This window comes from Methylobacterium nonmethylotrophicum, from assembly GCF_004745635.1.
Taxonomy (GTDB): Bacteria; Pseudomonadota; Alphaproteobacteria; order Rhizobiales; family Beijerinckiaceae; genus Methylobacterium; species Methylobacterium nonmethylotrophicum.
Genome location: NZ_SRLB01000007.1, coordinates 106,524 through 133,280, shown reverse-complemented (window position 1 = coordinate 133,280; position 26,757 = coordinate 106,524). Strand labels below are relative to the sequence as shown.

The 26,757-nt window shown below is 66.2% G+C and carries 19 protein-coding genes; 9 read left to right on the top strand and 10 right to left on the bottom strand.

The genetic code is table 11. The features are described 5' to 3' along the window. Positions 1 to 831 precede the first annotated feature (831 nt). Positions 832 to 1,083, bottom strand: a complete 252-nt coding sequence (locus EU555_RS11165; RefSeq protein WP_135414721.1) for a hypothetical protein — start codon at positions 1,081 to 1,083, stop codon at positions 832 to 834. Between the two features lie 1,040 nt (positions 1,084 to 2,123). On the opposite strand from EU555_RS11165, the gene EU555_RS11160 reads away from it, so the two are divergent. Further along, complete coding sequence (locus EU555_RS11160) at positions 2,124 to 3,575, top strand: sensor domain-containing diguanylate cyclase (protein WP_135414720.1); 1,452 nt, start codon at positions 2,124 to 2,126, stop codon at positions 3,573 to 3,575. A gap of 324 nt (positions 3,576 to 3,899) precedes the next feature. Here the strand turns inward: EU555_RS11160 and EU555_RS11155 are convergent, their stop codons facing one another. Genes EU555_RS11155 through EU555_RS11145 form a run of 3 tightly spaced genes read right to left on the bottom strand, consistent with a single transcriptional unit; the run spans position 3,900 to position 6,156 of the window. Beyond that, positions 3,900 to 4,283, bottom strand: coding sequence for a response regulator (locus EU555_RS11155; protein ID WP_135414719.1), 384 nt, complete (start codon positions 4,281 to 4,283; stop codon positions 3,900 to 3,902). A gap of 16 nt (positions 4,284 to 4,299) precedes the next feature. Then, positions 4,300 to 4,881: a sensor histidine kinase gene (locus EU555_RS11150; RefSeq protein WP_281041280.1), complete on the bottom strand. Its 582-nt coding sequence runs from the start codon at positions 4,879 to 4,881 to the stop codon at positions 4,300 to 4,302. 9 nt (positions 4,882 to 4,890) lie between these two features. Continuing rightward, a complete protein-coding gene (locus tag EU555_RS11145) occupies positions 4,891 to 6,156 on the bottom strand; it encodes a PAS domain-containing protein (RefSeq protein WP_135414717.1) in 1,266 nt (421 codons plus the stop codon). A 393-nt stretch (positions 6,157 to 6,549) separates the two neighbouring features. Here EU555_RS11145 and EU555_RS11140 point away from each other — a divergent pair, with 393 nt between their 5' ends. Both EU555_RS11140 and EU555_RS11135 read left to right on the top strand, forming a co-directional pair. Next, a complete protein-coding gene (locus tag EU555_RS11140) occupies positions 6,550 to 6,759 on the top strand; it encodes a ribbon-helix-helix domain-containing protein (protein WP_135414716.1) in 210 nt (69 codons plus the stop codon). 3 nt (positions 6,760 to 6,762) lie between these two features. Beyond that, positions 6,763 to 8,817 carry an ATP-binding protein gene (locus EU555_RS11135; protein ID WP_135414715.1) on the top strand — a complete coding sequence of 685 codons (2,055 nt, stop codon included), beginning with the start codon at positions 6,763 to 6,765 and terminating at the stop codon, positions 8,815 to 8,817. A 123-nt stretch (positions 8,818 to 8,940) separates the two neighbouring features. Here EU555_RS11135 and EU555_RS11130 read toward each other — a convergent pair whose 3' ends face one another. Continuing rightward, a complete protein-coding gene (locus EU555_RS11130; RefSeq protein ID WP_135414714.1) occupies positions 8,941 to 11,355 on the bottom strand; it encodes a hybrid sensor histidine kinase/response regulator in 2,415 nt (804 codons plus the stop codon). Between the two features lie 282 nt (positions 11,356 to 11,637). Beyond that, complete coding sequence (locus tag EU555_RS11125) at positions 11,638 to 13,872, bottom strand: CHASE3 domain-containing protein (protein ID WP_135414713.1); 2,235 nt, start codon at positions 13,870 to 13,872, stop codon at positions 11,638 to 11,640. A 283-nt stretch (positions 13,873 to 14,155) separates the two neighbouring features. On the opposite strand from EU555_RS11125, the gene EU555_RS36100 reads away from it, so the two are divergent. Together EU555_RS36100 and EU555_RS36655 are read left to right on the top strand one after the other, a co-directional pair. Further along, positions 14,156 to 14,431 (top strand): hypothetical protein, encoded by a 276-nt coding sequence (locus EU555_RS36100; protein ID WP_167858511.1) that lies wholly within the window; start codon positions 14,156 to 14,158, stop codon positions 14,429 to 14,431. 282 nt (positions 14,432 to 14,713) lie between these two features. Then, positions 14,714 to 17,506 carry a PAS domain S-box protein gene (locus EU555_RS36655; protein ID WP_205820883.1) on the top strand — a complete coding sequence of 931 codons (2,793 nt, stop codon included), beginning with the start codon at positions 14,714 to 14,716 and terminating at the stop codon, positions 17,504 to 17,506. A gap of 458 nt (positions 17,507 to 17,964) precedes the next feature. Here the strand turns inward: EU555_RS36655 and EU555_RS11100 are convergent, their stop codons facing one another. Further along, a complete protein-coding gene (locus EU555_RS11100; RefSeq protein WP_048427923.1) occupies positions 17,965 to 18,789 on the bottom strand; it encodes a helix-turn-helix domain-containing protein in 825 nt (274 codons plus the stop codon). Positions 18,790 to 19,016: 227 nt separating this feature from the next. On the opposite strand from EU555_RS11100, the gene EU555_RS11095 reads away from it, so the two are divergent. After that, positions 19,017 to 19,841: a sterol desaturase family protein gene (locus tag EU555_RS11095; RefSeq protein ID WP_048427922.1), complete on the top strand. Its 825-nt coding sequence runs from the start codon at positions 19,017 to 19,019 to the stop codon at positions 19,839 to 19,841. A gap of 20 nt (positions 19,842 to 19,861) precedes the next feature. On the opposite strand, the gene EU555_RS11090 is transcribed toward EU555_RS11095, so the two are convergent. Beyond that, positions 19,862 to 21,577: a GMC family oxidoreductase gene (locus tag EU555_RS11090; protein WP_048427955.1), complete on the bottom strand. Its 1,716-nt coding sequence runs from the start codon at positions 21,575 to 21,577 to the stop codon at positions 19,862 to 19,864. A gap of 5 nt (positions 21,578 to 21,582) precedes the next feature. Then, positions 21,583 to 22,971: a UbiD family decarboxylase gene (locus EU555_RS11085; protein ID WP_135414712.1), complete on the bottom strand. Its 1,389-nt coding sequence runs from the start codon at positions 22,969 to 22,971 to the stop codon at positions 21,583 to 21,585. Between the two features lie 148 nt (positions 22,972 to 23,119). On the opposite strand from EU555_RS11085, the gene EU555_RS11080 reads away from it, so the two are divergent. The 3 genes from EU555_RS11080 to EU555_RS11070 all read left to right on the top strand — a co-directional run bounded on the left by EU555_RS11080 (position 23,120) and on the right by EU555_RS11070 (position 26,263). Beyond that, on the top strand, positions 23,120 to 24,103 hold the full coding sequence (locus EU555_RS11080) for a LysR family transcriptional regulator (RefSeq protein WP_244276326.1): 984 nt from the start codon (positions 23,120 to 23,122) through the stop codon (positions 24,101 to 24,103). A 133-nt stretch (positions 24,104 to 24,236) separates the two neighbouring features. After that, the gene (locus tag EU555_RS11075; RefSeq protein ID WP_135414711.1) at positions 24,237 to 25,694 is read left to right on the top strand and encodes an aldehyde dehydrogenase family protein; all 1,458 of its coding nucleotides are present in this window, start codon (positions 24,237 to 24,239) and stop codon (positions 25,692 to 25,694) included. Then, complete coding sequence (locus tag EU555_RS11070; RefSeq protein ID WP_060847218.1) at positions 25,691 to 26,263, top strand: UbiX family flavin prenyltransferase; 573 nt, start codon at positions 25,691 to 25,693, stop codon at positions 26,261 to 26,263. Before EU555_RS11075 ends, EU555_RS11070 begins: the two co-directional genes overlap by 4 nt. A gap of 2 nt (positions 26,264 to 26,265) precedes the next feature. Here the strand turns inward: EU555_RS11070 and EU555_RS11065 are convergent, their stop codons facing one another. Next, positions 26,266 to 26,748 (bottom strand): TIGR02444 family protein, encoded by a 483-nt coding sequence (locus EU555_RS11065; protein ID WP_048427917.1) that lies wholly within the window; start codon positions 26,746 to 26,748, stop codon positions 26,266 to 26,268. Positions 26,749 to 26,757 lie beyond the last annotated feature (9 nt).

The window sequence follows — 26,757 nt, the reverse complement described above, 5'->3', positions numbered from 1 at the left end:
CTTTCATATTTCTTATGCTAAAGCAAATTTAAAAAAAATTTACGATTAATCTATTTTAGTTTCGTTGTCTCAGATTTACAAACACAAGGCTTAAAAGGTCCAAAATTATAAATGGCAATAAGTGGTCTGGTTTGCTCTAGCAACTTACGAGATTTTGCTATGATTTCATGCGATGATTCAATTAGCCAGGCATCGTATTCTGAAGCTGTGAGACGCTTGTGAGATGACATTGCCATGACAGCGCTCCTCGCGATGCAGGCGGGAGCGCACGTCTCTCTCGGCCACCAGCGCCTACAGGTTAAAACGGCTGGCGATGGCGGTATCCTGCGCCTGCATTGCGGATTATTCAAGTGAGGTGGCACAGAATATTTGTAAATAGATCAGAAAATTGAGTCCCTTTGGCATCTTGTTGGACAGTTCTATGACATGCAGCGAAAGCATCTCGGACTTCGTCAATCAGACGCGTGTCTTCCACATCACCTTGCGCCCTTCCAGCAGTAGTGGCGCGATTGAGGCGGGCGGCGAGGGGGCTGGATGAGAAAGCAGATCGGCACTCCATCCTCCCGCTGAGCCAGTACTGTCAAACTGCGCCGCTCCGACCATAGCCCAGGCGCGCATGCGAACTTATCCAGAACGCTTGGCTCAAGAAAACTTGCTCAAGAGAGATCGGTGACCCTCAAGGATAATCCGCTTTGTCTACGATCGAGCTCGTGACCTCATTGCCGCGAACATTAATGATGAAGTGTAAGCGCTTCGTTAGAATTGCCTGGCGATCTTACATCTTCGCGCCGCGTTCAGGGAAATTTTCTCTCTCACATATTTGTTTTCTATCTAATGAATGCTAGCAGACGATATTTTGTATTTTGTTCTTAGTTTTTTTAATATCATAACTACATAATCAGCAAGCATTACGTCTTCTACATCGGATGTTTCTTCTGTATCCATTACAAAACTAGCCATGCTGTTATCATCATCAATATCTTTGAATTCAATCCAAAGCAGATTGTGGCCGCAAGGAAAATTCTTGATCTGTTGTAGCACCATGATCGCGATCTGCGGCCACGTTTTCCATTCGCGTTGCATGCGCTCGTTCCGGAGGCGGCAGACACTGCTGCGCCACTGCAGACCCACAGTCAAATTGAAAATTCCGTTTTCCTACAATCATACCCTTATGCCGCACCCTCGATCACCGATATTCGCCATCAAACAGAGGGCAAAGAATTGAATTAATGTCATTTATGATCAAATTTTTACTTATGAATGTCGATATATTATTTTCCGACACTACACGTGCAATGGTCGCAAATCTCGCTGTTGACCCCCCCTTCGAACACAATACGGGTGAGCTCGACACGTCTGTCATCAAGCTGGAGCAAATCTATCGAGCAGGTGTTGCGTGGTGCGATGGGCAATCGCAGCTCCCTCAGAACGGAGCCCGCCAAGATTCTAAATCTCTGGCAGTCGTTGTGCTGCCGGAACCGGATTGGCAGCCGAACATTGACCCAGCAGTCACACCAGCCTGCCCCCTCATGGCCGCTCGGCTGGCGTCACCGGCGGGCCGGGTCTCCGTGACGGGGAAAACGCTTCCGGTCCGCCGCGCGGTCGGCGTTCTGCCTAAGTCGTGTTCAATTCTGGACAAGCTAGATTTTCCCGCAGGACGCAGGTCCGGTGCGTGATATGTGACCACCCGCACCTGCAGAGAGTTTCCCGCCTCGGCAATGATTGGTGGTAATACGCTGCAAACTCGACTTGTCTCGATCGCGAGGATCACCGGTTCCGGCAGCGGCCGCGTGATGAGGACTTGCTCGCCCGCGTTTCGTCGCATTGATGGTGCCGACGGTAGCCCGCCGCAACCACGACACGGCCAATATTCAGGATACCAACCTGGCGGCGCGCTGCCAGCGCTGTCACATGTTGCGCAATCGCGATAAGCATCAGAGCTGCCACTGGCTCACTCTGTTTCGGCGCAAAGCCATGGGTGACATGTACAGGGACGCTACCGACTTGCCTCAACTCGGCCGAGCCGACTCGATCACTCCGGTGGCGGCTCCTGGTCAAAACGTTAGGAACGGGACATTCATCAGTGCCAAGGTAGCTATGGCGGAGGAACGTGGCGAGGGAACATGTCAGACAGCCAACGAGAAGCGGTGCGCCAGAAGGCGCTCGCTGAGATCGCGCTGCTCGACACGGCCCCGGAACGCGAGTTCGACGCTCTGGCGAAGCTCGCTCAGCGCATGCTCGGCACCCGCATGTCCTCGATCACGCTCATCGACCCTGAACGGCAATGGTTCAAGGCGCGATGCGGTCCCTTGGCGTCCGAGACGCCTCGTGCCGGAGCATTTTGCCCGGTTGTCTTCGAGACCGAAGCACCTTTGACCGTGGCCGATGCTCGACTCGATCCACGCTTCGCGTCGAGTCCGTTTGTCATTGGCGCCCCTAACATCTGCTACTATGCCGGGGTGCCCGTCCGGGTCATGCAGACCGGTGGTGATGCGGTCGTCGTCGGCACCCTCTGCGTGCTGGACGATAAGCCTCGTGAACCCTGCGCCTCTGATGTGGAGGTTCTCTCGGAACTGGCCTGCATGGCCGAAGCGCTTCTTGAGGCGAGAATGGCCGCGTTACATGCGGCCGAAGCGGCCGAGGATAGACGCCTGACCGTCGAGCACCTCGAGCGCGAGCGGCGGCAGTTCAAACAGGCGGAGCGCATGGCCGTGATGGGCTCCTGGCGCTACGATCTCGGACTCCGCGCCGCGACCTGGTCAGACGGCATCTTCGCGATCCATGAGCTGCCCGTGAGCGGCGGTGTGCCGAATGACGAGATTATGAGCTTCTTTCCGGAGCCGGATAGAAGCGCGTTTCTTGCCGCGGTGATGCGCACGCTCAACACGGGTCTGCCCTTCGAGCTGGATGCTGACTTGATGACGGCAAAGGGCAACCGCCGACGAGTTCGCTGCCTCGCGGAGATCGAGGTGACGAAGGGAAGGCCTGTCGCGCTGATGGGCCTGCTTCAGGATATCACCGAGCAGTATCATATGGAGCAAAAGCTACGACAGACCGCTCGCACCGACGATCTTACTCAGCTATCAAACCGGGCGGAGTTCAACCGGGTTTTGGACAGCCGCCTGCGGGAAGCCGACGCCAGGAATACGGAATTTGCGGTGCTGTTGATCGATCTCGACGGCTTCAAGGACGTGAACGACGCTTTGGGGCACGCCGCAGGCGACGAAGTGCTGCGCCGCGTGGCGGACCAGCTCCGTGCCGAGTACCTGAGTTCGTGTGTTCCGGCACGGCTTGGAGGCGACGAGTTCGCCGTTCTGGTCCCGCCGACGGTGGGTCGAGGAGCCATTGAGGCCCTGGTGCAAAGGCTGCTTCACAGCCTCCGCATCGTGGCGGATGGGCCTGGGCAAATTGCGAGCGTCACGGGGACGATCGGGGTCGCCTGGTCTGGCGGGGAAGCGCGGAGCCGAACAGAACTCCTTCGTAACGCAGATACGGCTCTCTACGAGGCCAAGCGCACGTGCAAGGGTACCGCCTGCACCTATTCGGGGGCATCAGATCGCCGCACCGCCGGCTGAACAAGGGCGTCAAACGGTATCCAAACGGGGTTCATCCGCACTTTCAGCGCTGATGACTCGCCGTCCGATTAACTGCCGTCGGTCTCGGTGGAGATCAGGAACTGTGCGACCGATCATACGACCTTGATCAGAGGTCCGAAAGTCGGTGCATCACCGTCCGGCCGGGCAGAGGAGGGGAGGATGTCGTCTCTCCTACCGGCGCGCCTAGCATCGCAGGTCCCGGTTCGTTTCCACTCCCTGAGCAGGTCAGAGGCGTCCTGAGCGGTGGCCCCGGACGCCGCCTTCGTCGATTTCGTCGGGGCATCGGTTCGCCCCGGGCCGGGGCTAGCCCACGACCTGGGCGGCGATGCCGTTGAGGGCCTTGACGATATCGTCCGGCGGGTATGGCTTGGCGAAGAACAAGCCATTGTCGGGCAAATCCTCCTTGGTCATCTTGCGCCGCCCCGACGTGACCATGATGGCGACCGGGGGCCAGCGCTCCCGCACGGCGTGGGCCAGCTTCAAGCCGTCCATCGAGCCCTCCATCTCGATGTCGGTGAACAGGACGCGGATCTCGGAATGGCGTTCGAGGAGTCGGATGGCCTGGTCGGCGTTCCGTGCCTCATAGGTCGTGAAGCCCGCCTCGATGCAGAGGTCGACGGCCTCGGCCCGAAGCAGGGCGTCGTCCTCGACGACGAGGACGGCGACCGGATTGAAGGACTGTCCCATTATGCAACCCGAACCATCATGCCTCGACCGCGATGCTGCCGGGCACGCCCGTCAGCCTGAACCTGATGCCCGCCGGGTCGAAATCCAGGTGGCCCTCCCCCTCGAAATAGGCTGCCACGATCCGTTCGATCAACTTGGAGCCGAAGCCCCGGCTCCCGGGCGGGACGACGGGAGGCCCGTCGGTCTCGACCCAATCGAAGGCGAACGCGCCATCCTCACACCGCCACGACATCGCGACGCGGCCGGCCTCGTTCGACAGGGCGCCGTACTTGACCGCGTTGGTCGCCAACTCGTGGACCGCGAGCGAGAGGCCGAGCGCCCGCTGCGCGGTGAGGATCAGGGGCGGGCCGGACCAGGAGATGCGGTCCCCGACGACTCGGTACGGGTCGATGGCGGCCGCGACGACGTCATGGATGTCGGCCTCGGTGAAGTTCGATCGGGTGAGGATGTCCTGCGCCCGACCGAGGGCGGACAGGCGCTGCCCTACCGCCGCACGGGCCTCTTCCATCGACTTCGCCTGGCGCAGCGTCTGGGTGACGATGGCCTGCACCATGGCGAGCGAGTTCTTCATGCGATGGGCCAGTTCCTGGGCCAGCACTGCGCGTGCCTACTCCGCCACCTTCAGGTCGGTGATGTCGCGCGAGATCGACAGGATGCGCTCGGGCTTCCCGTCCGCTCCCAGGATCGGGGAGACCTGCACGTCCCAATACCGGCGGTTGCCCTTCATCGTGTCGGCGTAGCCCTGGAATCCGGACGCAACGCCCGCCCTGGCCGCGGCAACGGCTTCCTTGGCGGCGAGGTGGCCCTCGCCTTCCCAGAAGCTCGGCCAGGGACACCCGGCGACGGCGTTGAAATCAGAGACATCCATGACGCGCTTGCCTCCCTCGCTCATGAAGGTGAGCCTGGCGTCGAGGTCGAGCACCTTGATACAGTCGCTGGAGGCGGCGAGCACCCCGCGCATGAAGGATTCGCTCTCGCGCAACTGCTCCAAGGCGCGATGCCTCGCGGTCGCGTCGGCGGCCATGCCGAACCATTCCGTGACGCGGCCCTCGCCGTCTCTCACGGGGACCGCGCGTGAGAAGATCCAGCCCGTGCTCCCGTCGGCGAGGCGCACCCGGTGCTCCATTTCGAAGGGCTCGGTCCGCGCGACCGCCGTCGCGATCCTGTCGCTGACCTCGGTCCGGTCCTCCGGGAGCAGGTATTCGTCCATCCAGCGCACGCTCGGCGCGTCGGCGTCGGTGATGAAGCCGCGACCCTGCAAGGTGCGCATCTCCTGCCAATCCGGGCTCATCGAGTACAGGCTGTCCGAACTCGCCTCGACCAGCGCCGCCAACCGCTTCTCGCTCGCGCGCAACCGTTCAATGGCCGCGTCGCGCTCCCGCTGCGCGACGACCCGGGCCGTGCAGTCGGATGTCACGTTGAGCAGGCCGACGACTTCGCCTCGCTCGTCGCCAACAGGCGAATAGGCGAAGTCGTACCAGACCTGCTCCTCGAAGCCGTTGCGCATCATCGTGAGGGGCTGGTCGCGGAACGCGCAGCTTTCCCCTCGGAAGGTTCGGTCGATCAGGGGAACGAGGTCGTCCCACAGTTCCGGCCATACGTCCTCGGTCCGGAGGCCCAGGGCGCTGGGGTGGCGCGCTCCCAGAATCTCGGCATAGCCGTCGTTGTAGAGGAAGATGCGCTCAGGTCCCCACATGACGCACATCGGGTGCAGCGACGCGAGCATCAGGTCGACCGTGGTACGCAAAACCGCGGGCCAGGTCTCCCGCTTCCCCAAAGGCGTCGACGCCCAGTCGTAAAGACGGAAAAGGTCCGCCATCCGCAGTGAACCGGTCCGTCCAGCATCCGTGCCAAGCTTGGCGTGTCGCATCATGCCTCGTCTCGCGAGATACCCCGTTCGGCGAGCGACCCGCCTGCACCATCTCTAGACGGTCACCGGCGCGCCAGGAAGGGAGGTGCGCCCACCTCTTCGTGAGGCGGGCTGCCCGGACTCGGCGACACGCCAACGCTTCCATGCCCCGGCGATCTCCCGGAGAAGGGCTTCGAGAATCCCTGCCGGCGCGACAAGGTCTCGGACGCGATGCGGCACAGGAAGGCCGCCCAAGGTCAAAACCCAACTCGCTTGACTGTAAGAGGGTCTACTCCCGACCGTTCGGGCTTTTGGGGTGCCCGCTTCGCGGCCATCCCGCCGCATTCCTCCTTCCGGGTCCGGGGTGTCCGGTTGGCAACCTTTGACGGTCTCACCCGAGCGTGACAGACCGTTGGCATGCCGAACACGCCGACCCGCAACGTCTCCCTGGCGACCGAGTTGACCACCTTCATCAACGCTCAGGTCGCATCGGGTGACCACTCGAACGCGAACGAGGTGGCGCGAGCCGGACTGCGCCTTCTCATCGAGGGTGACCATGCTCCGACCACGGATGGGCGCCCGGCAGCCCACGAAGCGGCCCGTGCAGACCATCGTCCGGGTCGCTGATCGATGGCCGACCCTCGACCTGCCTCGACGCTCCTTCAAGGCTTCCTCACCGACGTCGTCGCGGTCGAGAGCATCGCGGCCGTGCCCACGATCCTCGACGTGGTGTGCCAAACCACCGGAATGGGGTTCGCTGCCATCGCGCGCGTCACCGATGACCGCTGGGTCGCCTGCGCGGTCAAGGATGACATCGCCTTCGGCCTCGAGCCTGGCGGTGAGTTGAGCCTCGAGACGACCATCTGCCACGAGATCCGGCAGAGCGGAACCGCGGTCGTGATCGACCACGTGGCCGAGGACCCGGCCTTCTGCGGCCACCACACGCCCGCCCGCTACGGATTCCAGAGCTACATCTCCATGCCCATCGTGCTGCCCGACGGCACGTTCTTCGGCACGCTCTGCGCCATCGACCCCAAACCCGCCAAGCTGAACACGCCCGCCATCGTCGGCATGTTCAAGATGTTTGCCGACCTGATCGGCTTCCACCTCGATGCCAACCAGAGCCTCGCCTCGCGTACCGCCGAGCGCGACCTGTACGAGAACATCGTCCAGTCCGACACCGCGCCGATCTGCGTCTTCGACACGGAGTATCGGCTGATCGCCTTCAACAAGGCCCACAACGACGAGTTTTTCCGCGTCAACGGCTTCACCACGAAGGTCGGCGACATCTTCCCCGACCTGTTCATCCCCGAGCAAGCCGCCGTGATGCGCGCCAACATGGCCCGGGCGCTGGCCGGTGAAGCGTACAAGGTCGAAGCGGTCTTCGGCCGGGCCGAGTTCGGCCAGCCATGCTGGGAGATCACCTACACGCCCCTGCGCGATGCGGCGGGCAAGGTCTTCGGCGCCTTCCACCAAGCTCACGACATCAGCGCGCGGCTCAGGGCGGAAGCTGAGCTTCAGGATGCGCAGGACGTGTTGCGCCAGTCGCAGAAGCTGGAGGTTATCGGCCAGCTCACCGGCGGCGTGGCGCACGACTTCAACAACCTGCTTACGGTCATCAAGTCCTCCACCGACCTCCTGAAGCGCCCGGATCTCGCAGAGGCACGGCGCGGCCGCTACATCGAGGCGATCTCCGACACGGTGGATCGCGCCGCGAAGCTGACCGGCCAGCTCCTCGCCTTCGCACGGCGGCAGACACTCCAACCCAAGGTGTTCGCAGCCTGCGACAGCGTGCGGGTACTCTCCGAAATGCTAGGCACGCTCACCGGCTCGCGCATCAGGGTCGTGACCGAGCTGCCGGAGAACGACTGCTTCGTGAACGCTGACCCGAACCAGTTCGACACGGCGCTGGTGAACATGGCCGTGAATGCGCGCGACGCGATGGAGGGCGAGGGGCAACTCACCGTTCGCGTGCGGGCCGTCGAACGGATGCCACCCGTGCGCGCCCACCCTGCGGTGGATGGACCGTTCGTGGCGGTGTCGATCAGCGATACCGGCGTCGGCATGACACCGGAGACGCTGGGACGGATCTTCGAGCCGTTCTTCACCACCAAGGCGGTCGGGCAGGGCACCGGCCTTGGGCTCAGCCAGGTGTTCGGCTTCGCCAAGCAGTCACAGGGCGAGGTCGTGGTGGAGAGCGTGGTCGGGCAAGGTACGACCTTCACACTCTATCTTCCCCGCGTGGGTGGCGCGATCCAGGCCCCGGAACGGGGCGAGCCGACGCCCGTGGTGGATGGCCATGGCACCTGCGTGCTTGTGGTCGAGGACAACGTGGAGGTGGGCACGTTCGCCACGCAGGCTCTGGCCGAACTTGGCTTTGCCACGGTCTGGGCGGCCGATGCCGGGGAAGCTCTGGCGGAGCTGGCCGACGACGCGGGTCGGTTCGACGTGGTGTTCACGGACGTGATGATGCCCGGCATGAACGGCGTTGATCTCGCCCGTGAGATCCGGCGTCGTCATCCCGGTTTGCCCGTCATCCTGACCTCCGGCTACAGCCACGTTCTGGCCCAGACCGGCACCGGCGGGTTCGAACTTCTGCAGAAGCCCTACTCGGTCGAACAGCTCTCGCGCACCTTGCTGGCGGTTGCCATGCCCGATCGCACTAAGCGCATCAGTGATGAATAGCGTCCGGCAACAAGCTGCAGCTCATTTCGACTGTCCACTCCGAGCAGTCCGTCGCCCACAGTGGCCCCTCGCACGGTCAAGCTGATCGAGTCGAGACCGGTGTCCGCGGCAGCCCGCACGGTGTCAGGCTCCGCCCCTGAGCCCGACGCAGGCGTCCTGGACGGCACGGCGGAGGATGCGCGACAGATCGGCGACCGAGTAGGGCTTGCGCAGCAGGTCGAAGCCGTGCGTGCCCTCGGCGGCGAGCACGTCGCTGTAGCCGGAGGTCAGCACGACCGGGATGTCCGGCCGGCGCCGGCGTATCTCGCCCGCGAGCTCGACGCCGTTCATGCCGGGCATCACCACGTCCGAAAACACCACCTCGAACTGCGAGGAGTCGCGCTCGATCTCGGCGAGCGCCTGATGCGCATCCTTGGCCCAGACGGTGACGTAGCCGAGCTCGCGCAAGGCCTGCTCGGCGAAGGCGCCGACATCGAGGTTGTCCTCGACGACGAGGACCCGGGTCCCGTGCCCTTCGGCCAGCGCCTCCGGCTCCTCCACCGGCCCAGCGGCGCGTGACGGGCCGACCCGCGGGAGATAGAGGGTGAAGGTCGTGCCTTCGCCGAGCGCGCTCTCGACGGTGATTTCGCCGCCGGATTGCTTGGCGAACCCGAACACCTGGCTCAGCCCCAGTCCCGTGCCCTGGCCCACGGTCTTGGTGGTGAAGAACGGCTCGAAGATGCGCTCCAGGTTCTCGCGGGCGATGCCCGCACCGGTGTCCGAGATCGTGACCGCGACGAAGTCGCCGCGCCGCGGCGGATGCGCCCGGACAGAGGGGATGCGGGATGCACGGCGGAGCCCGATGCGCAGGCGGCCCTCGCCGTCCATCGCGTCCCTGGCATTCACCACGAGGTTTACCAACGCCGTGTCGAACTGGCTCGGGTCCGCGTTGACGTGAAGGTCGTCCTGTTCCCCGTCGGGCATGCCGAGCTCGACCCGGATGCGTGATCCGGTGAGCGTGCCGACCATGTCGGCGAGCGCCGCCACGGCGCGGTCGGCCGCGAAGGTCTCCGGCCGCAGGGCCTGTCGGCGGGCAAAGGCGAGGAGCTGACCGGTGAGCTTGGCGGCCCGGTCGACCGTGTCGGAGATCGCGCCGACGTAGCGGAGCCGGCGCTCCTCGGCGAGGCCGGGCCGCTTCAGCAGGTCGGTCGAGGACTTGATGACCGTGAGCAGGTTGTTGAAGTCATGGGCCACGCCCCCGGTCAGTTGCCCCACGGCCTCGAGCTTCTGCGATTGGCGCAGCTGCTCCTCGAGCGCCCGCCGTTCCGTGACGTTTCGACCGGCGGCGTAGAAGTGGTCCCCCCGGGGAATGGCGTTCCAGGAGATCCAGCGATGACCGCCGTCTCTGGCGCGGACGCGCACGTCGACGTCGTGCAGCGCCAGCCCGCCCGTGACCCGCTCGAAGGCCGCAGCCGCCTCCGCCCGGTCGTCGGGATGGACGAAGGCGTCGAAGCGGGCGCCGACGACGTCGGTCTCCTCCCACCCCAGCATCTCGGTCCAGGCGGCGTTCGCCTTGCGGAAGAAGCCGTCGCGTCCGCAGACCACGAAGAGGTCGCGGCTGGCTCGCCAGACCATGTCGCGCTCGTTGGCCTGCTCCTGGGCGGTGGCCTCCAAGTGGTTTTCAAAGCGGCGCCGGTCGGTGATGTCGTTGAACAGGATGGCGACCCGGTGCTGCTCGGGGTCGCCCACCCTCAGGACGTGCACGTCGTACCAGCGTCCCATCGCAATGGACCCGCTCTCGAACCTCACCGGCTGGCCGGTCCGCGCGACCGCGCCGTAGGTGTCGAACCAGGAGCGTTCGAGCCGGGGCACGAGCTCGCTCGCCCAGCGTCCAGCCGCATCGTGCAGGCCCGTCTGCGCCGCGAAGGCGGGGTTTACCTCGACGAAGCGGTAATCGACCGCGCGGTCGTCCGCGTCGAAGCGCATCTCGATGACGCAGAAGCCGCTGTCGACGGCGTCGAACAACGCCCGGTACCGGGCTTCGCTCTCGGCGAGTACGCCCTCCGTGGTCCGGAATCGGGTGACGTCGAGCTGGCTGGCGAAGAAGTAGCGGAGTTGTCCCTCAGCGTCGAAGACGGGGCTCACGTAGAGCTCGTTGCGGAAGGGTGTGCCGTCGCGGTGGTAGTTCAAGATCTCGACCACGACGTCGCGCCGGGCCACGATGGCGTCACGGACCTTTGCCACGTCGGCGGGGTCCGTGTCCGGGCCCTGGAGGAAACGGCAGTTTCGCCCGATCACCTCGGCAGCGTCGTAGCCGCACAGGTTCTGGAAGGCCCGGTTGGCGAAGACGATGGGATTGTCTGGCTGGTTGGGGTCGGTGATGATCTGCGGCATGCGAGTCTTCTCCGCCGCCGTGAATAGCAGGTCGGTCGATGCCGCCGAGGTTCGCTGCCCACGGTCCGGCCGGCGCAGGCCGTCACCCAGTTGGGCTTCAAGCCTCGCGACGCGGTCCTCGAGTTCGCGCTCGCGCCGCCGCAGCCTCTCGATCTCTGGGTCCATGGCCCCTCCCTTGGCGTGAGTACCTTCCGCACCGGCGCGGGACAACGGTCCGGGTCGGATAACGCGACAGCGGCGTCCAGGTGGCGAGGCGTAGAGTGCGACGTTCGACGGCGTCGTCCGTTGGCGTTTGCCCTAACCCGGGGGCGCCTGAGGGAAGGACGGCATGCAATCGGATACGCCATGGCCGGGAGGCGACCCGCCGCCGAACCGGCCCGCCAGGCGAGGCCCCAACACCCCAGCCTCCTGGCCCGATCAATCGGCGCTAGGCCCCGGACGTCGACGTCACAGCCCTGTACCCTTGACCGGGCGCAAGGCCACCACGTTCGCGGCCTCGGGCATCTCCGCTCCGGCGGGTCCGAGCACCTCGGCGACCTTTCTGGCGAGTTGCTCGCGCTTGAACGGCTTGGAGATGAGATGCACCCCGTCGTCGACCCGGCCATGATGAATGATGGAGTTCTCGGTGTAGCCGGACATGAACACGATCCGGACCTCGGGCCGCAGTGCCTGTACCCTCTCGGCGAGTTCGCGACCCCGCACCTTGCCAGGCAGGATCACGTCGGTGAGCAGCAAGTCGATGGTCGCGACGTTGGCGGCAAAGACCCTCAGCCCTTCCTCGCCGTCGCCGGCTTCCAGGACGCGGTAGCCGAGATCGGCCAGGATCGCGCAGGCGATTTCGCGAACCGCCGCCTCGTCCTCCACGACCAGGATCGTTCCCGATCCGCGTGGCAGATCGACCGGACTGCCGGACCGCTGGCCCGTCGCCGCCGCGGCCCCGACCGCACGCGGCAGGTAGAGCTTCACCGTCGTGCCCTCGCCGGGCTCGGAATAGATTTTCACGTGTCCGCCGGACTGCTTGACGAACCCGAACACCATGGCGAGGCCGAGCCCCGTGCCCTTGCCGTCGGGCTTGGTCGTGAAGAACGGCTCGAACACCCGCTTGACGATGTCGGGGGTCATGCCATGGCCGGTGTCGGAGACCGCCACCATGGCGTAGTCGCCGGGCACGGTTTCGGCGTGCCGGCGGACATAATCGTCGTCGAGGACCTTGTTGCCGAGCTCGATGGTGAGGCGGCCGCCGCCCGGCATCGCGTCGCGGGCGTTGAGCGCGAGGTTCAGGACCGCGCTCTCCAACTGCGCCGCGTCGGCCATCGCGGGCCACAGCCCGACGGTCTCGACGTAACGGACATCGATGGTCTCGCCGAGGGTCCGCCGCAGCAAGGGTATCAGGTCCGGCATCGTCGCGGCGAGGTCGATGGCCGACGGCGCGAGCGGCTGCTTGCGGGCGAAGGCGAGGAGCTGGCCGGTGAGCGTCGCCCCGCGCTGGGCAGCCCAGGATGCCCGCTCTATCCGCGTCTGGAGCCTGGCGTCGCCGTCGAGTTTCGCCCGGATGAATTCCAGGTTTCCGAGGATGACCTGAAGCAAGTTGTTGAAATCGTGCGCGATGCCGCCGGTGAGCTGGCCGATGGCCTGCATCTTCTGAGCCTCGCGCAGCACGCCCTCGGCCTGGGCGCGCTTGGTCATGTCCGAGATGGTCAGCACGAAGCCGCCGTCGGGCATCGGCGTCCGGCGGATCTCCAGGTGGTGCCCCTCCGCGTTCTCCCGCTCGTAGGTGACGGCCTCGCGGGGATTCCGGCTGCCGTGTCGGACCTGGTCCTCGGTCTCCAGAGCGGGACGCCCGGGTTCGCCGGTGTGCTCGACGAAGGCGCCGTAGGTCGTGCCCCGTCGGACCATCGCCTTCGGCAGGTCGAGTAGCACTTGGAAGCACTCGTTCCAGTTCGCGAGCTTGCGGTCGGGCCCGAACACCGCGACGCCCTGGCTGAGGCTGTCGAGGGTGGTGCGCAGGCGCAGGGCCACAGCCCGCTGTTCGGTCTCGGTCCTGTAGGAACGCGACCACGCCTGGTTCAGGAGGCGGGCCGCCCAGAGCAGGGTGAGGACCGCCAGCACGGAACCGGCGATGACCATCCAGCGCACCCAGGTCGCACGGGCGTCGTTCTGCACGAGGCGCTCGTCGAGGAGCCGCTGCTCGTCGGCGAGCATGGTCGCAAGAATGGTTTCGGCCTCGCGCATGTGGTTGCGGCCGGCGTCGCCGTTGATGATGCGCAGCGCCGCCTCCAGGCCACCGTCGCGGCGCGCCTGAAGCGTCTGGGCGAGTTCCTCCAGCTTGTGCTGGATGGCCGGGGCCAGCGCCCGGATGCGCTCCTGCTGCGCGGGGTTGTCGGCGGTCAGCTTCTGGAGCTCGCCCTGGAGAAGGCCGAGGCGGTCGCGCGCGACGTCGTAGGGGCCGAGGTACTCGGCCCTGCCGGTGAGGACGTAGCCGCGCTGGCCGCGCTCGGCGTCGCGCAAGGCGATGGCGAGGTCCTTGGTGGTGTCGAGCACCTGATAGCTGTGCCGCGACCAGGTGCGAGCGTCGCGCGAGGCGTTCAGCCGCTCCCAGGTCGCCGCACCGACCAGGGCGAGGATGGCGATCAGCACGCCGAGGACGAGGACGTTAGCGCGCCTGACGAGGTACTGGGTCATGGTATCCTAGTTGCGGCCGCAGCTTACTATTTGGTTCACGTCAGCGAGCGCGGTGCCATATTGGTCGCTAGTGAGACCTTGAGGCAATGCCCACTCGTGCGTCCAAGGTCAGCCCATGCGCCGCGATGCGGGCCTTTTACGGGCGCCGCGAACCGGGATCGTGGGACGCATCCCTCCGCGGACGCACTGAGTTTCCTGCTCTCAGCCGGCCCAGCGGGCATACCGGCCCTCGTTCCACGGTTCGAAATAACGCCCGAACGAGACCCGGACGTCCATCTACGCCTTGAGCATGACCGGTGTGGTGGGTTCATCGTTGCAGCGCGGCGCCGCGGATATCAGGGCCCGTGGCCCGGCAGACTCTCTGACGGCGTCAGGGGGAACCCCGCTCTACGAGAAGCTCGGCTATTTCCTTTATGATGCGGTCCGAGAACTCCTCGGCGCAGAAGCGGTCGAGCTGGATCTCGACCTTGGCGAGCTAAGCCTGGACGCGGACGTCCTCGGCCTAATCGGCTTTGGACCGGGCGTCCAGCGCGTCGTTCCCGGCATAAGGATCTTGTAGCCTCCCGTCCCGACCACTCCGTGCAGAGGCAGCTTGCGGTCGGATAGCGGATATTCAAGTAATTGTAGCTGAAGGTCCGCTAATGGCGCACAGCCGACGAGGCGGCATGCGAACTGCTGGCCCCACGCGAAACTGCGATCCGCCGCCACCAAACGACCGCATGGGGTGGGAGGCGGCTGTTGGTGATGGGGCGGGAAGCGGACATAGCACAGTGCCTCTATCATGGAGTCGAAGATAACATGTGTTAATTGACCTTCGCTCGTGCCCCTGCCTCTTGGCTTCATGATGCAGATCGACACGCGATGGCCATTCGGCGACGGGGAGATGGTAGAACGCATCCGTGACTTCGATTGGTCGGCAACGCTGCTCGGGCCGATCGCAGACTGGTCGGAGCGCTTGAAGCTGGCAGTCGAATTCATGCTTGCCAGCCCGCTTGTGTCGACCCTCACGTGCGGGCCACAGCGCCTCCTCCTCTACAACGCCGCTGCTGCCCGGCACCTCGGCGACCACCATCCCGCCGCGCTCGGCCGCCCCCTGCCTGAGACCTTCCCTGCGGGATGGGCGACCGTGGCGCCCTACTACGCGCGCGCCTTCGGCGGCGAGACGGTGAAGGTCAGCGGCCAGCCACTGGACACGCGCGGCGAGGGCGTTGTGACGGATGTGTTCGACGCACTGCTAACGCCCGTGCGCGAGAGAGACGGATCCATCGCCTACGTCCAGATGACGGGTGCTGAAGTGGGCGACCGCGCACGGATCGAGGCGGCGCTGCGCGAGAGCGAGACCCGGCACCGCCTTCTGATCGAGAGCTGGGCGCAAGCCGTGTGGGAGACCGATGCCCACGGCGTCGTTGTCGCCGACAGCCCGAGCTGGCGGGCCTATACGGGCCAGACTGTGGAGGAGTGGCTCGGATACGGCTGGTTGAACGCGATCCATCCTGATGACCGGGCCTATGCCGAGCAGCAGTGGCGAGAGGCGATAGAGGCTCGCGCGCACGTCAATGCCGAGTTCCGCCTCCGGGCACCGGAAGGTGGCTGGCGTTGGACCAACCTCCGCGCCGCTCCCGTCCTCGATGCTGCTGGACGCATCGAGAACTGGGTCGAGGTCAACATCGACATCGACGCCCGCAGGCGCGCCGAGATGGCGCTGCGTGAGAGCGAGGAGCGGCAGGCGTTCTTGCTGAAGTTCTCTGACGCCTTGCGTGGGCAGATGGACGCGGACGCGACTGCGAACCGAGCGCTGCATTTGCTGTCCCAGCACATGGGGCTCGACCGTTGCTACATCGCAGCCTTTCATATCGAGAGGGATTGGGCCGAGTATCTTCATCAGGTGGGCAACGACCGAATACCGCCGATGCCCGAGGGTGTGCGCCTCTCCGACTTTCCGAAGGGGATGCAGGTCGCAGCCGACCGCTCGCTGGTGATCGACGATCTCCTGGACGATGTCTCATTGACCGAGATGGACCGGCAGAGCATCGGCGCGTTCGCCCACCGGGCATTGGTCGCCGCATTTCTACGCAAGGGCGAACGGCACGTGCTTTGGACGCTTTGCGCGGTAACGGCCACTCCACGGCACTGGACACGGGGGGAGATCGCGCTGATCGAGGAAACCGCTGAGCGCACCTGGGCTGCCATCGAGCGGGTGCGCAGTGAGGCGGCGTTGCGCGAGAGCGAGGGGCGGTTTCGAGAGTTCGCTAACGCTTCGCTGGCGGTCCTTTGGATCAGGGACGCCGCGACGTTGTCCATGGACTACGTCAGCCCCGCGATCGGCACGATCTACGGGATCGAGCCGGACGCGCTTCTCGGCTCCGTCGAGAAGTGGGCCGCCCTGATCGTGCCCGATGATCGGGACATCGCGCTCGCAAACATCGAGAAGGCTCGCAGCGGCGAGGCCGTGATCCACGAGTTCCGCATCCAGCGACCGGCAGATGGCGCCTTTCGGTGGATTAGAACCACCGACTTCCCGCTGCGCGACAACGGCAACATCCCGCGGATCGGCGGCATCGCGGATGACGTGACCGAGGCCAAGCTCGCTGCCGAGCACTCCGCTATCCTGCTGGCCGAGTTGCAGCATCGCGTGCGCAACATCATGGCGCTTCTGCGCTCGATCACGAACCGAACCGCTGAGCACGCCGACAGCGTGTCGGAATATCGGGAGCTTATGATGGGACGGCTGCTCGCCTTCGCCCGGGTCCAGGCGCTCCTCACCCGGGGCGCCAACGCTCGCGTCGGTATCGCGACCATCGTGCACGACGAGGTCAGCGTGCAGGCCCAACACAAAGGTCAGTACATCCTCGACGGTCCTGACATCGAGCTGTCACCGAAGGCCGCCGAGGTGCTGACGTTGGCGATCCACGAACTGGCGACCAACGCCGTGAAGTACGGTGCCCTCTCCGTGCCGACCGGCACGGTGACGGTCGAGTGGTCGACGTTCGAGAAGCGCGGTGGGCCGTGGCTGGCCTTCAACTGGACCGAGGAAGGCGCTCCTTCACGCCCAGCGCCCGACCCTGACGCGCCGCACCGCCGCGGCTTTGGCTCAGAGCTGATCGAGGCGCGTATCCCCTACGAGTTACGGGGCCGCGGGCAGGTCACCATCGAGCCCGGCGGCGCTCGCTGCCACCTGGAGTTCCCGCTGCAAGACGGGGCCAGCATTCTTGAGACTGATGCCCCGCCGCGCGCAACAGTGTTCGGAGGAGCGATCGACATGACGGGTGAACCTGACCTGACCGGCTGTCGCGTGCTGGTGGTGGAGGACGACTACTACCTCGCGACCGATACGGCACGGGCGCTGCGCGGTGCAGGTGCAGAGGTCATGGGCCCATGTGCAACCGAGGAGGACGCTCGGGTGGAATTGGCGGAGCAGCGGCCCGACGCTGTGGTGGTCGACATCAACCTGGGGCCAGGACTGTCCTTCAAGCTGGCTGAGACCTTTAAAGATCGTGGCATCCCGTTCGTGTTCACGACGGGCTACGACGCCGAAGTGATCCCAGCAGAGTTCGAGGGTGTGGAGCGATTGGAGAAGCCGCTTCAGCTCCGGCAGATTGTCGGCGCGGTCGCAAAGCTGACGAAGGCCGCGTAGCCCGGAAGCGGACCTTCCCAGGGTCTGCAACGGGTCGGGAGCGGCGGTTCCGCGCCAGAGGGCCTCGGATCGGTTCATGCCGCCAGGCGGCAGACGAACTCCTGACCCGAAGCGGCCCTTCATGATGCGTATAAGAAACGTCCGGTTGCAAGCAGCTTCCGGACATTTGGGTTCGAAAATGTCGCAAAGGCATATAGCACATGGCCCGGTGAGATATGCGACTTATATTATAGGTATTGATATCAAATTTTCAGCGAAGCGATACACACTTCAGAGGCCGTTGACAGCTTTAGGAATCGTGAATTTCCACCACATGTAGTATAGACACCCCTTTATCCTGATGTCTACGATGAATAATGAGCGCTGATCGACCCCTTCACGACCCTTTATCGAGCGGCCGCCTCCCAGCTCCCGATCAGATTATTCGCTACTCAATCGCGATTCTAACTCAATATCACTTACGGAAGCTCAGCGACGACACGCCTAAACTGACTGGGTATTGTACCGGTATGTTGCTGAAAGAAGCGGGTAAAGTTGGCTGGTGCGCTGAAGCCTAGGTCGTCAGAGACCACGGCAAGGGTCGTGGCGGGGTCTAGGATAGCCGCGACAGCAGCTTCGACGCGCACGGCGTTGGCGTAGACGGCCGGGCTCAGCCCCGTGCAGCGGCGGAAAAGCGTGTTGAAGTGCGGCCGCGATAGACCGGCCGACCTCGCAACGGTGTCGAGATCGCGGGGTACGGCACCCGATTCCCCCATAAGTTGAAGGGCCCGCCGGATGCGGTGATCGGTCAACAGTGCCACACGCGGGGGCTGCCGGTCTCCATAGCGATGCGCCAGGGCGATGATCAGGGCACGGATCCGGTCTTCGAGCGTTGCTGCGTCAGTATCGTGGCAACCTATGCGCCGTACAAGGTCCTCGCGCGCTCTCCACAGGGTGCCGTCGAGTGGCACGCAGGACCCTTCGAAGAAGCGGCCGGCGCCGCAGGGCCGGAACGCGCGATCAATCCCAGCGAGCCAAGCGGGCTCGATGTAAAGGGCGAGGAAGGCCGTCCGCTGCAGCCCACCCCGGTGCAGGTAGCGGTGCGGCTCCCAACTGTTGATCAAGATCGCGGTGTCGTCGCGCACGGGCAGCGCCCGGCCCGCGACGATAAAATCCTGGTCGGGGCCGCTCGCCTTCAGGATCACGTGGCAATGATGGTGCGCGTGATCAACGAGGGAGGTGTCCATGTCGAGGAGCGCCACCCGGCCGAACGCGCCGCGCAGGATTCCGAGAGCCTGGGTCACGATCCGCGATCACCTTCCCTGCCGGCCCGGGCCGGCATCACCATAGTTCCGATTGGGGAGATTAACCCATGCGCACGCCTACAACTCTGGTTGGGCGCGCGAAAAACATCCGGATTGATAAGTCAGCCTCCGGGGTGATCAGGGTTCTGCGCGCGAGCTGCGCCACACTCCACGTCTCGCAAGCAGGTTCCCCGTCCGAGAGGGAAAGCGAGACGAGGAGGAAGCCAATGACACCCGTCTTCCAAAGCCCGGAGCGCGACCGGCGCGAGCAGGAGCGCCAGAGCACTTTTCGCGAACGCTTCGTGGCCGAAACCCCGCCCTGGTACCACGGCGCGATCCATCTCGGCTTCACGCTGCTGATCACCGGCGGTACGGTCCTGTACTGTTGGAACCGAATCGAGGTCTCCTCGGCATGGGAGTGGCTGCTGGTCGTGCCGATCGTGCTTCTCGGCAATTGGTGCGAGTGGGCCGCGCACCGCTACGTGCTGCACCGCCCGGTGCCCGGGCTCACAATGATCTATAAGCGCCACTGCACAGTGCACCATCAGTTCTTCACGCACCATGACCTTGGCTACAGTGGCCACAAGGAATGGCGGGCTCTGCTGTTTCCGCCCTTCGCCCCGATCGGCTTCGTGCTCGCCGCCCTGCCGCCGGCGCTTCTGGCCGGCTGGCTGATCTCGTCGAATGCCGGGTACATCGTCGTGCTCACGATGGCCGCCTACTACCTGCTCTACGAGGGCCTGCACACGCTCTCACACCTCGATGACACGCGGCATCCTTACCTGCGGCACATCCCCCTGGTGAACACCGTGCGGCGAATGCACTACATTCATCACGTGCTCGGGTTCATGCAGACCCGCAACTTCAACCTCACATTCCCGATCTGCGACGCACTGTTCGGCACCAGCGACCTCGACCGATCCCTCGTCGGGACGCTGTTCAACGGCGCATCGCACGATCACATGCGGGCCGACATCCGGTCGGCGGATCCGGATCTGTCGGCGACAAGCATCGAGGAGGCCGAGCGGCGTACGCGGGCTCGCCTCGCCTGACGCCCCGGGTGCCGGCGGCCTCAGGCCCCGGCTCCCAGCTGCGCGACGAGGTGATCGGCGATCTTCTCGCCGATCATGATGGTCGGCACGTTGGTATTGGCACTCGGCAAGCTCGGCATTACCGAGGCGTCCGCGACGGAGAGCCCTTCGACGCCGATCACCCGCCCGGTCGGATCGACCACTGCACCCCTGTCGGTGGAATCGCCCATGCGGCAGGTGCCGCTCGCATGCCACACGCCGAAGACCGTCTCGCGCACGAAGTCCCGCAGGGCTGCGTCGTCGGCAGCGATCCGGCCGAGATCGACCCCGCCGGACACGGCGCGTAGCATCAGCCGGCGCAAGGGGGCAGGACCGTCGAGGAGCCGGGCCAGCAGGGCAGTGACGCGCCGGTTGCGAGGCGTAACCCGGCTGAGCCGCTTGATCGCAGGCGTGAAGCTCGCCGGGAAGATCGCCGCGGGATCCGGGTTGAGCTGCGGCGAGACCACGAGCGCAACGAGGTCGCGCAGGCCCGTCGCCAGCCGTTCGAGATCGCGCGGGTCCGACAGGAGGCCGAGGTCGACGTCCGGACGGCCCGCCGGATCGGCCGGGTCGAGGCGCAGCCGCCCGATCGAGTGCGGCTGGTTCACCCATAGGAAATAGAGGGCGAGGCTCGCCCCGAGCGCGTGCCAGCCGCCGCGGGCGGAGGCGGTGAGGTACATGTCGGAGGGTGTACCGCCCGGCAGGCCGGAGGAGGAGCGCAGGGCGACGAAGCTCGCCCGTCTGTAGCTCAGCGGCAGGCGAAGCCGACGGGGCAGGTACTGCGCGATGGTCAGGGCTGGGTGGTCGCGCAGGTTCTCGCCGACCCCGGGCCGGTCCGCGAGGACGGTCACGCCGCAGGTACGCAGGTGTTCTGCGGGTCCGATCCCGGCCCGCAGGAGCAGGACCGGCGATTGCAACGCGCCTGCGCAGACCACCACCTCCCGCGCCGCCACGCGCTGCTCGCGTCCGTCCGCTTGGCGCAGCTGCGCGCCGACGGCGCGCCGTCCGTCGAACACCAGGTCGGTGACCTGCGTGTGCGCGGCGATGACGAGGTTCCCGCGCGCCCGCGTGGGCGCGTCGAGATAGGCCGCGGCAGAGGAAACCCTGGCGTCATCCCGGTTGGAGAAGGCCGGCGGGAAGATCCCGTCCTCGAATTCGCCGTTCTGATCGAGGCGCCGCGGCAGGCCGGTCGCGTCGAGAGCCGTCGCAACCGCGTGTGCAAACGGCGGCCAGGCCGGTTCGAGGATGCGTCGGATCGGCAAGGGGCCGTCGCGCCCGTGCAGCGGGCCGTCGCAGTCGAGGTCGGTCTCGAGCTTGCGGAAGTAGGGCAGGACGTCGTCCCAGCCCCAGCCCCTCGCCCCGGCCGCCGCCCAGGCGTCGTAGTCGCGCGGGAGACCGCGGTTGGCCGCCTGCACGTTGATGCTCGACGAGCCGCCCATCACGCGGCCCTGCTCGTAGGCCCGGCGCCGGATCCGCCCATCGGCCCCGCGGGTGACGGCCGCGTCGAGGCCGGGCCAGATGTAGGTGTCGCCGAAGAACAGCGGCATCGGGTAGCTGTCGAGGATCTCGGCCGGCACCTGTCCTGGGGGCGTGTCGCAGCCGGCCTCGACGAGAAGCACCCGCCGGTTCGGATCGGCCGAGAGACGTTTGGCGAGGACGCAGCCGGCCGAGCCGCCGCCGACAACGAGCACATCGACCTCATGGGGCAGTTCGCTCATGCGCATCAGCCCCCGAGTACCGCGCGCCAGTCCGCATCCGGCACGACCACGGCCGCGAGGTCGATCTCGGCCTGGCCTGGCACGCAGATGCGGGTGAACTTCATCGGCGGCGCGTCCAGCGGTGCCGTGGCGTCGAGGCCCATCTTGGCGCCCACGCCCTCGCGCGCGGATGGGTCGAGCTTCGAGCCCTGCGAATGCGCGACCACCACGAGGTCGCGGTCGGCCTGGAAGCGGGTAGCGACCGCCCACTCGACCTCCTTCGGATCGTGGATGTCCACGTCCATATCGACGACGACCGCGTGCTTGATGTCGTAATGGGCCGCGAAGGCGCCAAGCAGGACGTTCTTGGCCTCGCCCTCCTGCGTCTTGCGCAGTTTCACGTAGAGATGGTAGCGGCCAACCCCGCCGAGGGAGAGATGGACGTCCTCGACCCCTGGGAAACTACGCTTGAGGGTTGCCAGGATCGTGGCTTCGCGGGGGATTGCCCCAAGCAGCAGGTGCTCGAGTCCGCCTCCGACGATCATGTGGAAGAGCGGCTGCTCGCGGTGGGTAACGGCGTCGACCTGCATGACGTGGCGCTCGGCCCGCTCGCCGTAATATTGCGGGAACTCGCCGAACGGCCCCTCCGGCTCGCGCAGCTCCGGCAGGATTCTCCCCTCGATCACGATCTCGGCTTCTGCCGGCACGCGCACGTCGTTCGTGAGGCACTTCACCACGTCGAGGGGAACGCCCGTGAGCGCACCGGCGATCTCGAGTTCGTCCTGGCCGAGCGGCACGATCGCCTGGGAGGCGAGCAGGCAGGCGGGATCGACGCCCACGACGAGCGCGACCTCCAGGCCGCGGCCGGCGGCTTCGGCGCGGCGGTAGAAATGATCGGTGTGGCGCGGCAGCACGAGAACGCCGATGCGGTCGGGCCCGTTGATCTGGCAGCGCAGGATGGCGACGTTCTGCGCGCCGGTCTCGGGATCGCGCGAGATCATCAGCCCCGCCGAGATGTAGGGACCTCCATCGTGCTCGTTGAGCGTCGGCACGGGCAACAGCCGCAGGAGATCGATGTCGGTGCGGTGGACGATGCTCTGGGCGGGCCCGGTCTCACGCTCGCGCCAGGGCAGCGGCGCCGCACAGGCCTGCTGGACATGCGCGACGAGGCGGTCCTCCGTCGTCCCGAGCGCTTCGGCCATCCAGGCCCGGCTGGAGACGAGGCCCGAGACGATGGTGCCGTCCTGACCGTCGGGGCGGGGAAACAGAGTGGCGCTGCGCCCGTCAAGCCGGTTCGCCACCGCCGCGGCCTCGTGGCGAAGCCCGATGCCCGGCCGTGTCACGCTGAGGCGCCCGCTCTGCCCGAGGCGAGCGAGCCAGTGGCGCAGGGATCGGGTTGGGGCCGGCACGCTCATGTTGTCCTCCCGGTCGCGGCCCGCGCGGGGCGCCGTCGTCCCGTCTCGTTAGGCTGCTGCGGCGACGGACTGAAATAAGGATTGCTGATGGGGCCGATCAGGCGGTCTGAATTGCCGTGGCAGCAGGCTTATGCTCCTGTGATACGGCGTGTTTTCGACGGCCGACCGCCGTACTGGAGCACCGCCGGAAGCCAGGATTCCGCACGTGGATTTGCGCCAGATCTCCTACTTCGTCGCTCTGTTCGAGGAAGGCAGCGTGACGCGCGCGGCGCAGCGGATGAACGTGGTGCAGCCAGCACTCAGCATGCAGATCGCCAAGCTCGAGCGCGAACTGGATCAGCGGCTCTTCGAGCGGCAACCTAAGGCAATGGTGCCGACCGCCGCAGGCCGGCTGCTGCACCGGCTCGTGCAGCCGATCCTACGCGACGTTGCCGAGGCCCGGGCCACGATGGCGCAGCTCTCCCAGAGCGTGTCGGGGCGGGTGACCGCAGGCATCCTGTCGTCGCTCTCGATGAGCGTGGTGCCGAGCGTGCTGGCGCGCTTCGCCGCCACCTACCCGCAGGTGGAACTGTCTCTGGCGGACGGCTATTCCTCGACCTTCATCGACGGCGTTGGCGACGGCAGCCTCGACCTGGCGGTAATCAACAAGCCCAACCGCCGCCTCGGCCTGATGATGGAGCCACTTCTCGATGAAGAGATGGTGGTGGTGGGCGGGAGCGCGACGCCGCTGCCGATCCCCATGCCGGTGCGCACGCGCGATCTCGTCGGACTCGACCTCGTCCTGCCCTCGGCCCGCCACGGTCTACGCCTGGAACTCGACCGGCGGGTCGGCGCGGAGGACATCACCTTGAGCCCCCAGATCGAACTCGACCTGCCCTCCGCGATCGCGGATTTCGTCGCGCGCTCGAACCGCTTCACGGTCCTTCCCAGCATCGCGGTGAGCCGGCAGCTCGTTGAGGGCTCGCTCAAGGCCTACCGCATCGTGGCGCCGCGGATCACCCGCCAGCTCGTCATCATCCATCACCCAAAATACCCGCTCACCCCCGCGGCGATGCGCTTCGTCGAGATCCTTGGCGAGGAGCTGTCGGCAGCAGCGGCCGCGCTCCAGGCCCATATCGTCACGGGTCCCTGACCGGCGAACCGACGTCCCGCTGATCGCCCGCATCATCCATCCTTATTCGACAGGAAAACACCCTCAACCCTACCATTCCGCCCCAACCCGGTGCCCAGGCCCGGGACGCACATCAGAGAGCGGGGAAGCAGGCATGGACGCGGTGGCACGCCACTGGATCGACGGGAAGGCCTACGGCCGGCCGGAGGCGGACAGCCTCGATCCGGCGAGCGGCGAGCGGGTCGGCTACCTCGCGCAGGGTGGCGCCCGGGAGGCTGAGGCAGCCGTCGCCGCCGCGCGACGGGCCTTCGACCGGGGCATCTGGGCGTCGTCGCCTCGGTTGCGGCAAACGGTGCTGCTGCACTGGGCGGCCGCGCTCGAAACCGGCAAGGAGCCCCTCGCCGAACTCCTGACCCGCGACAACGGCAAGCCGCTCGCGCAGGCGCGCGGGGAACTCGCGGGCGCGATTTCCGAGATTCTCTACTACGCGGGCCTCGCCCGCCACATACCGGGCCACGTGCTGGAACCCGAGCCCGGCGTGCTCTCGACCATGCAGCGCGAGCCGGCCGGCGTCGCCGGAATCATCGTGCCGTGGAACGCGCCCGCGGTGCTGCTCGTCCGCTCGCTCGCTCCGGCGCTGGCCGCGGGCTGCACCACCGTCGTCAAGCCCGCCGCGCAGACGGCAGTGTTCAACGCGGCCCTGATGGCGCCGCTCTTTACCGCCCCCGGGCTGCCGCCGGGCGTCGTCAACGTTGTGGTCGAGACCGGGCACGCAGGTGCCCAGCACCTGTCGGTGTCGCACGACGTCGACGTCCTGAGCTTCACCGGTTCGACGGCGACCGGCAAGGCGATCATGCGGGCCGCCGCCGACAGCATGAAGAAGCTCTCGCTGGAACTCGGGGGAAAATCCGCCTGCCTCGTTTTTCCCGACGCGGAGATCGGCGACGTCGCGCGCAAGCTTGCCGCCGCCGCGACGGTCATCTCGGGCCAGCAATGTACCGCTGCGCGGCGCGTCCTCGTCCACCGTGCGGGGCTGCCCGCGATGCGCGACGCTCTGACCGCTGCCCTGGCCGACCTGCGGGTCGGACCGGGCCTCGAGGCTGGCACGCAGATGGGCCCGCTGATCGACCGGGCGAGCCGCGACGCGGTCGCGGCCCGGATGGAGGCAGCCTGCGCAGCGGCCGACCGGGTGCTGCTGCGGGCCACGATTCCCGACGGGGCGCGGGCGCGCGGCGCCTTCCTCACGCCGGCCCTCGTCGCGCACGACGATCCGCATGCGGACTTCGTGCAGGAGGAGATCTTCGGGCCCTTTGTAGTGCTCGAAGCCTTCGACACCGAGGCCGAGGCGGTGGCGCGGGCGAACGATACCGTGTTCGGTCTCTCCGCCAGCGTCTGGACCCGCGACGGGGCGCGGGCGCTGCGGGTGGCCCGGGCGCTGCGCAACGGCACGGTCTGGATCAACGACCACAACAAGCTGTTCGCCGAAGCCGAAACCGGCGGTTACCGGCAGAGCGGCCTGGGGCGCCTGCACGGCTACGACGCAGTCCATGACTTCACGGAACTGAAGCATATCTATCAGGCGCCGGGCCTCGTCGAGGGTACAGTGCCGTGACGAACCTGCCCCTGGTGGTCGGCATCTCGGGGGCCTCGGGCGTGATCTATGGGATCCGCCTGCTGGAGATCCTGCGCGACCTCGACATTCCGGCACATCTCGTGATGTCGCGCTCGGCCGAGGTGACGCTCGCCCACGAGACCGACCTCAAGGTCTCAGAGGTGCGCGCACTGGCCGCCCGGACGTACGCGCAGGCCGATATTGGCGCGGCGATCTCCTCCGGTTCCTTCCGCACCCGCGGCATGGTCGTGGCGCCATGCTCGATGCGCAGTATGGCTGAGATCGCCACCGGCGTGACCTCTGGCCTGCTGACCCGGGCCGCGGACGTGGTGCTGAAGGAGCGGCGCCGTCTCGTCCTCATGGTGCGAGAGACCCCCCTGCATACTGGCCACCTGCGCACCATGACGGCCCTGTCGGAGATGGGGGCGATCATCGCGCCTCCGGTCCCTGCCTTCTACGCGCGGCCCGAGAGCCTCGCCGAGATGATCGACCACACGCTCGGCCGGGTACTCGACCTCTTCGAGATCGAATCCGGGCGGGTCCGGCGCTGGCGCGACGCCAGTTCTTGAGGTCATGCTTCTGCCAAAGCCCGGAGCAGCGCCTCGCGGGGGACTGGCGGCAGCGGCCGGCCGAGATGAACGGCGTAGAGGTCGAGGTATCGGTTTGCCGCTGCGAGGGGCTCGGGAGCGGACGGCTCCGGAGCGGGCGCGCCCACCGCGAGTATTACCAGGGCGAGGCGCTCCGCCTCGATTTCCGAGGCCTTGATCCTGTCCCGTAGCGACTCTGTCGCGAGGCCGGGCAGGAGGGGCGCCTTCATGGCCCTGCGCACGGCTCTGAGCGGTGCGACCACGGCTGCGCGCCACGGCGCGACGGCGGCGTCGGCCGACCGGACCGCTTCTGCATTGAGAGGCCGGCCAGTCTCCGCGCACCAGATCAGGTAGAGCACGAGTGTCACGTCCGCCGCCGCTTCGTCCTGGAGGGCGAGGCAGGCCGGCGCGGCCCCCGGACGGCCATAAAGAGCAAGGGCAAAGGCCCAGAGCGCGTGGGCGTCCATCGCACATAC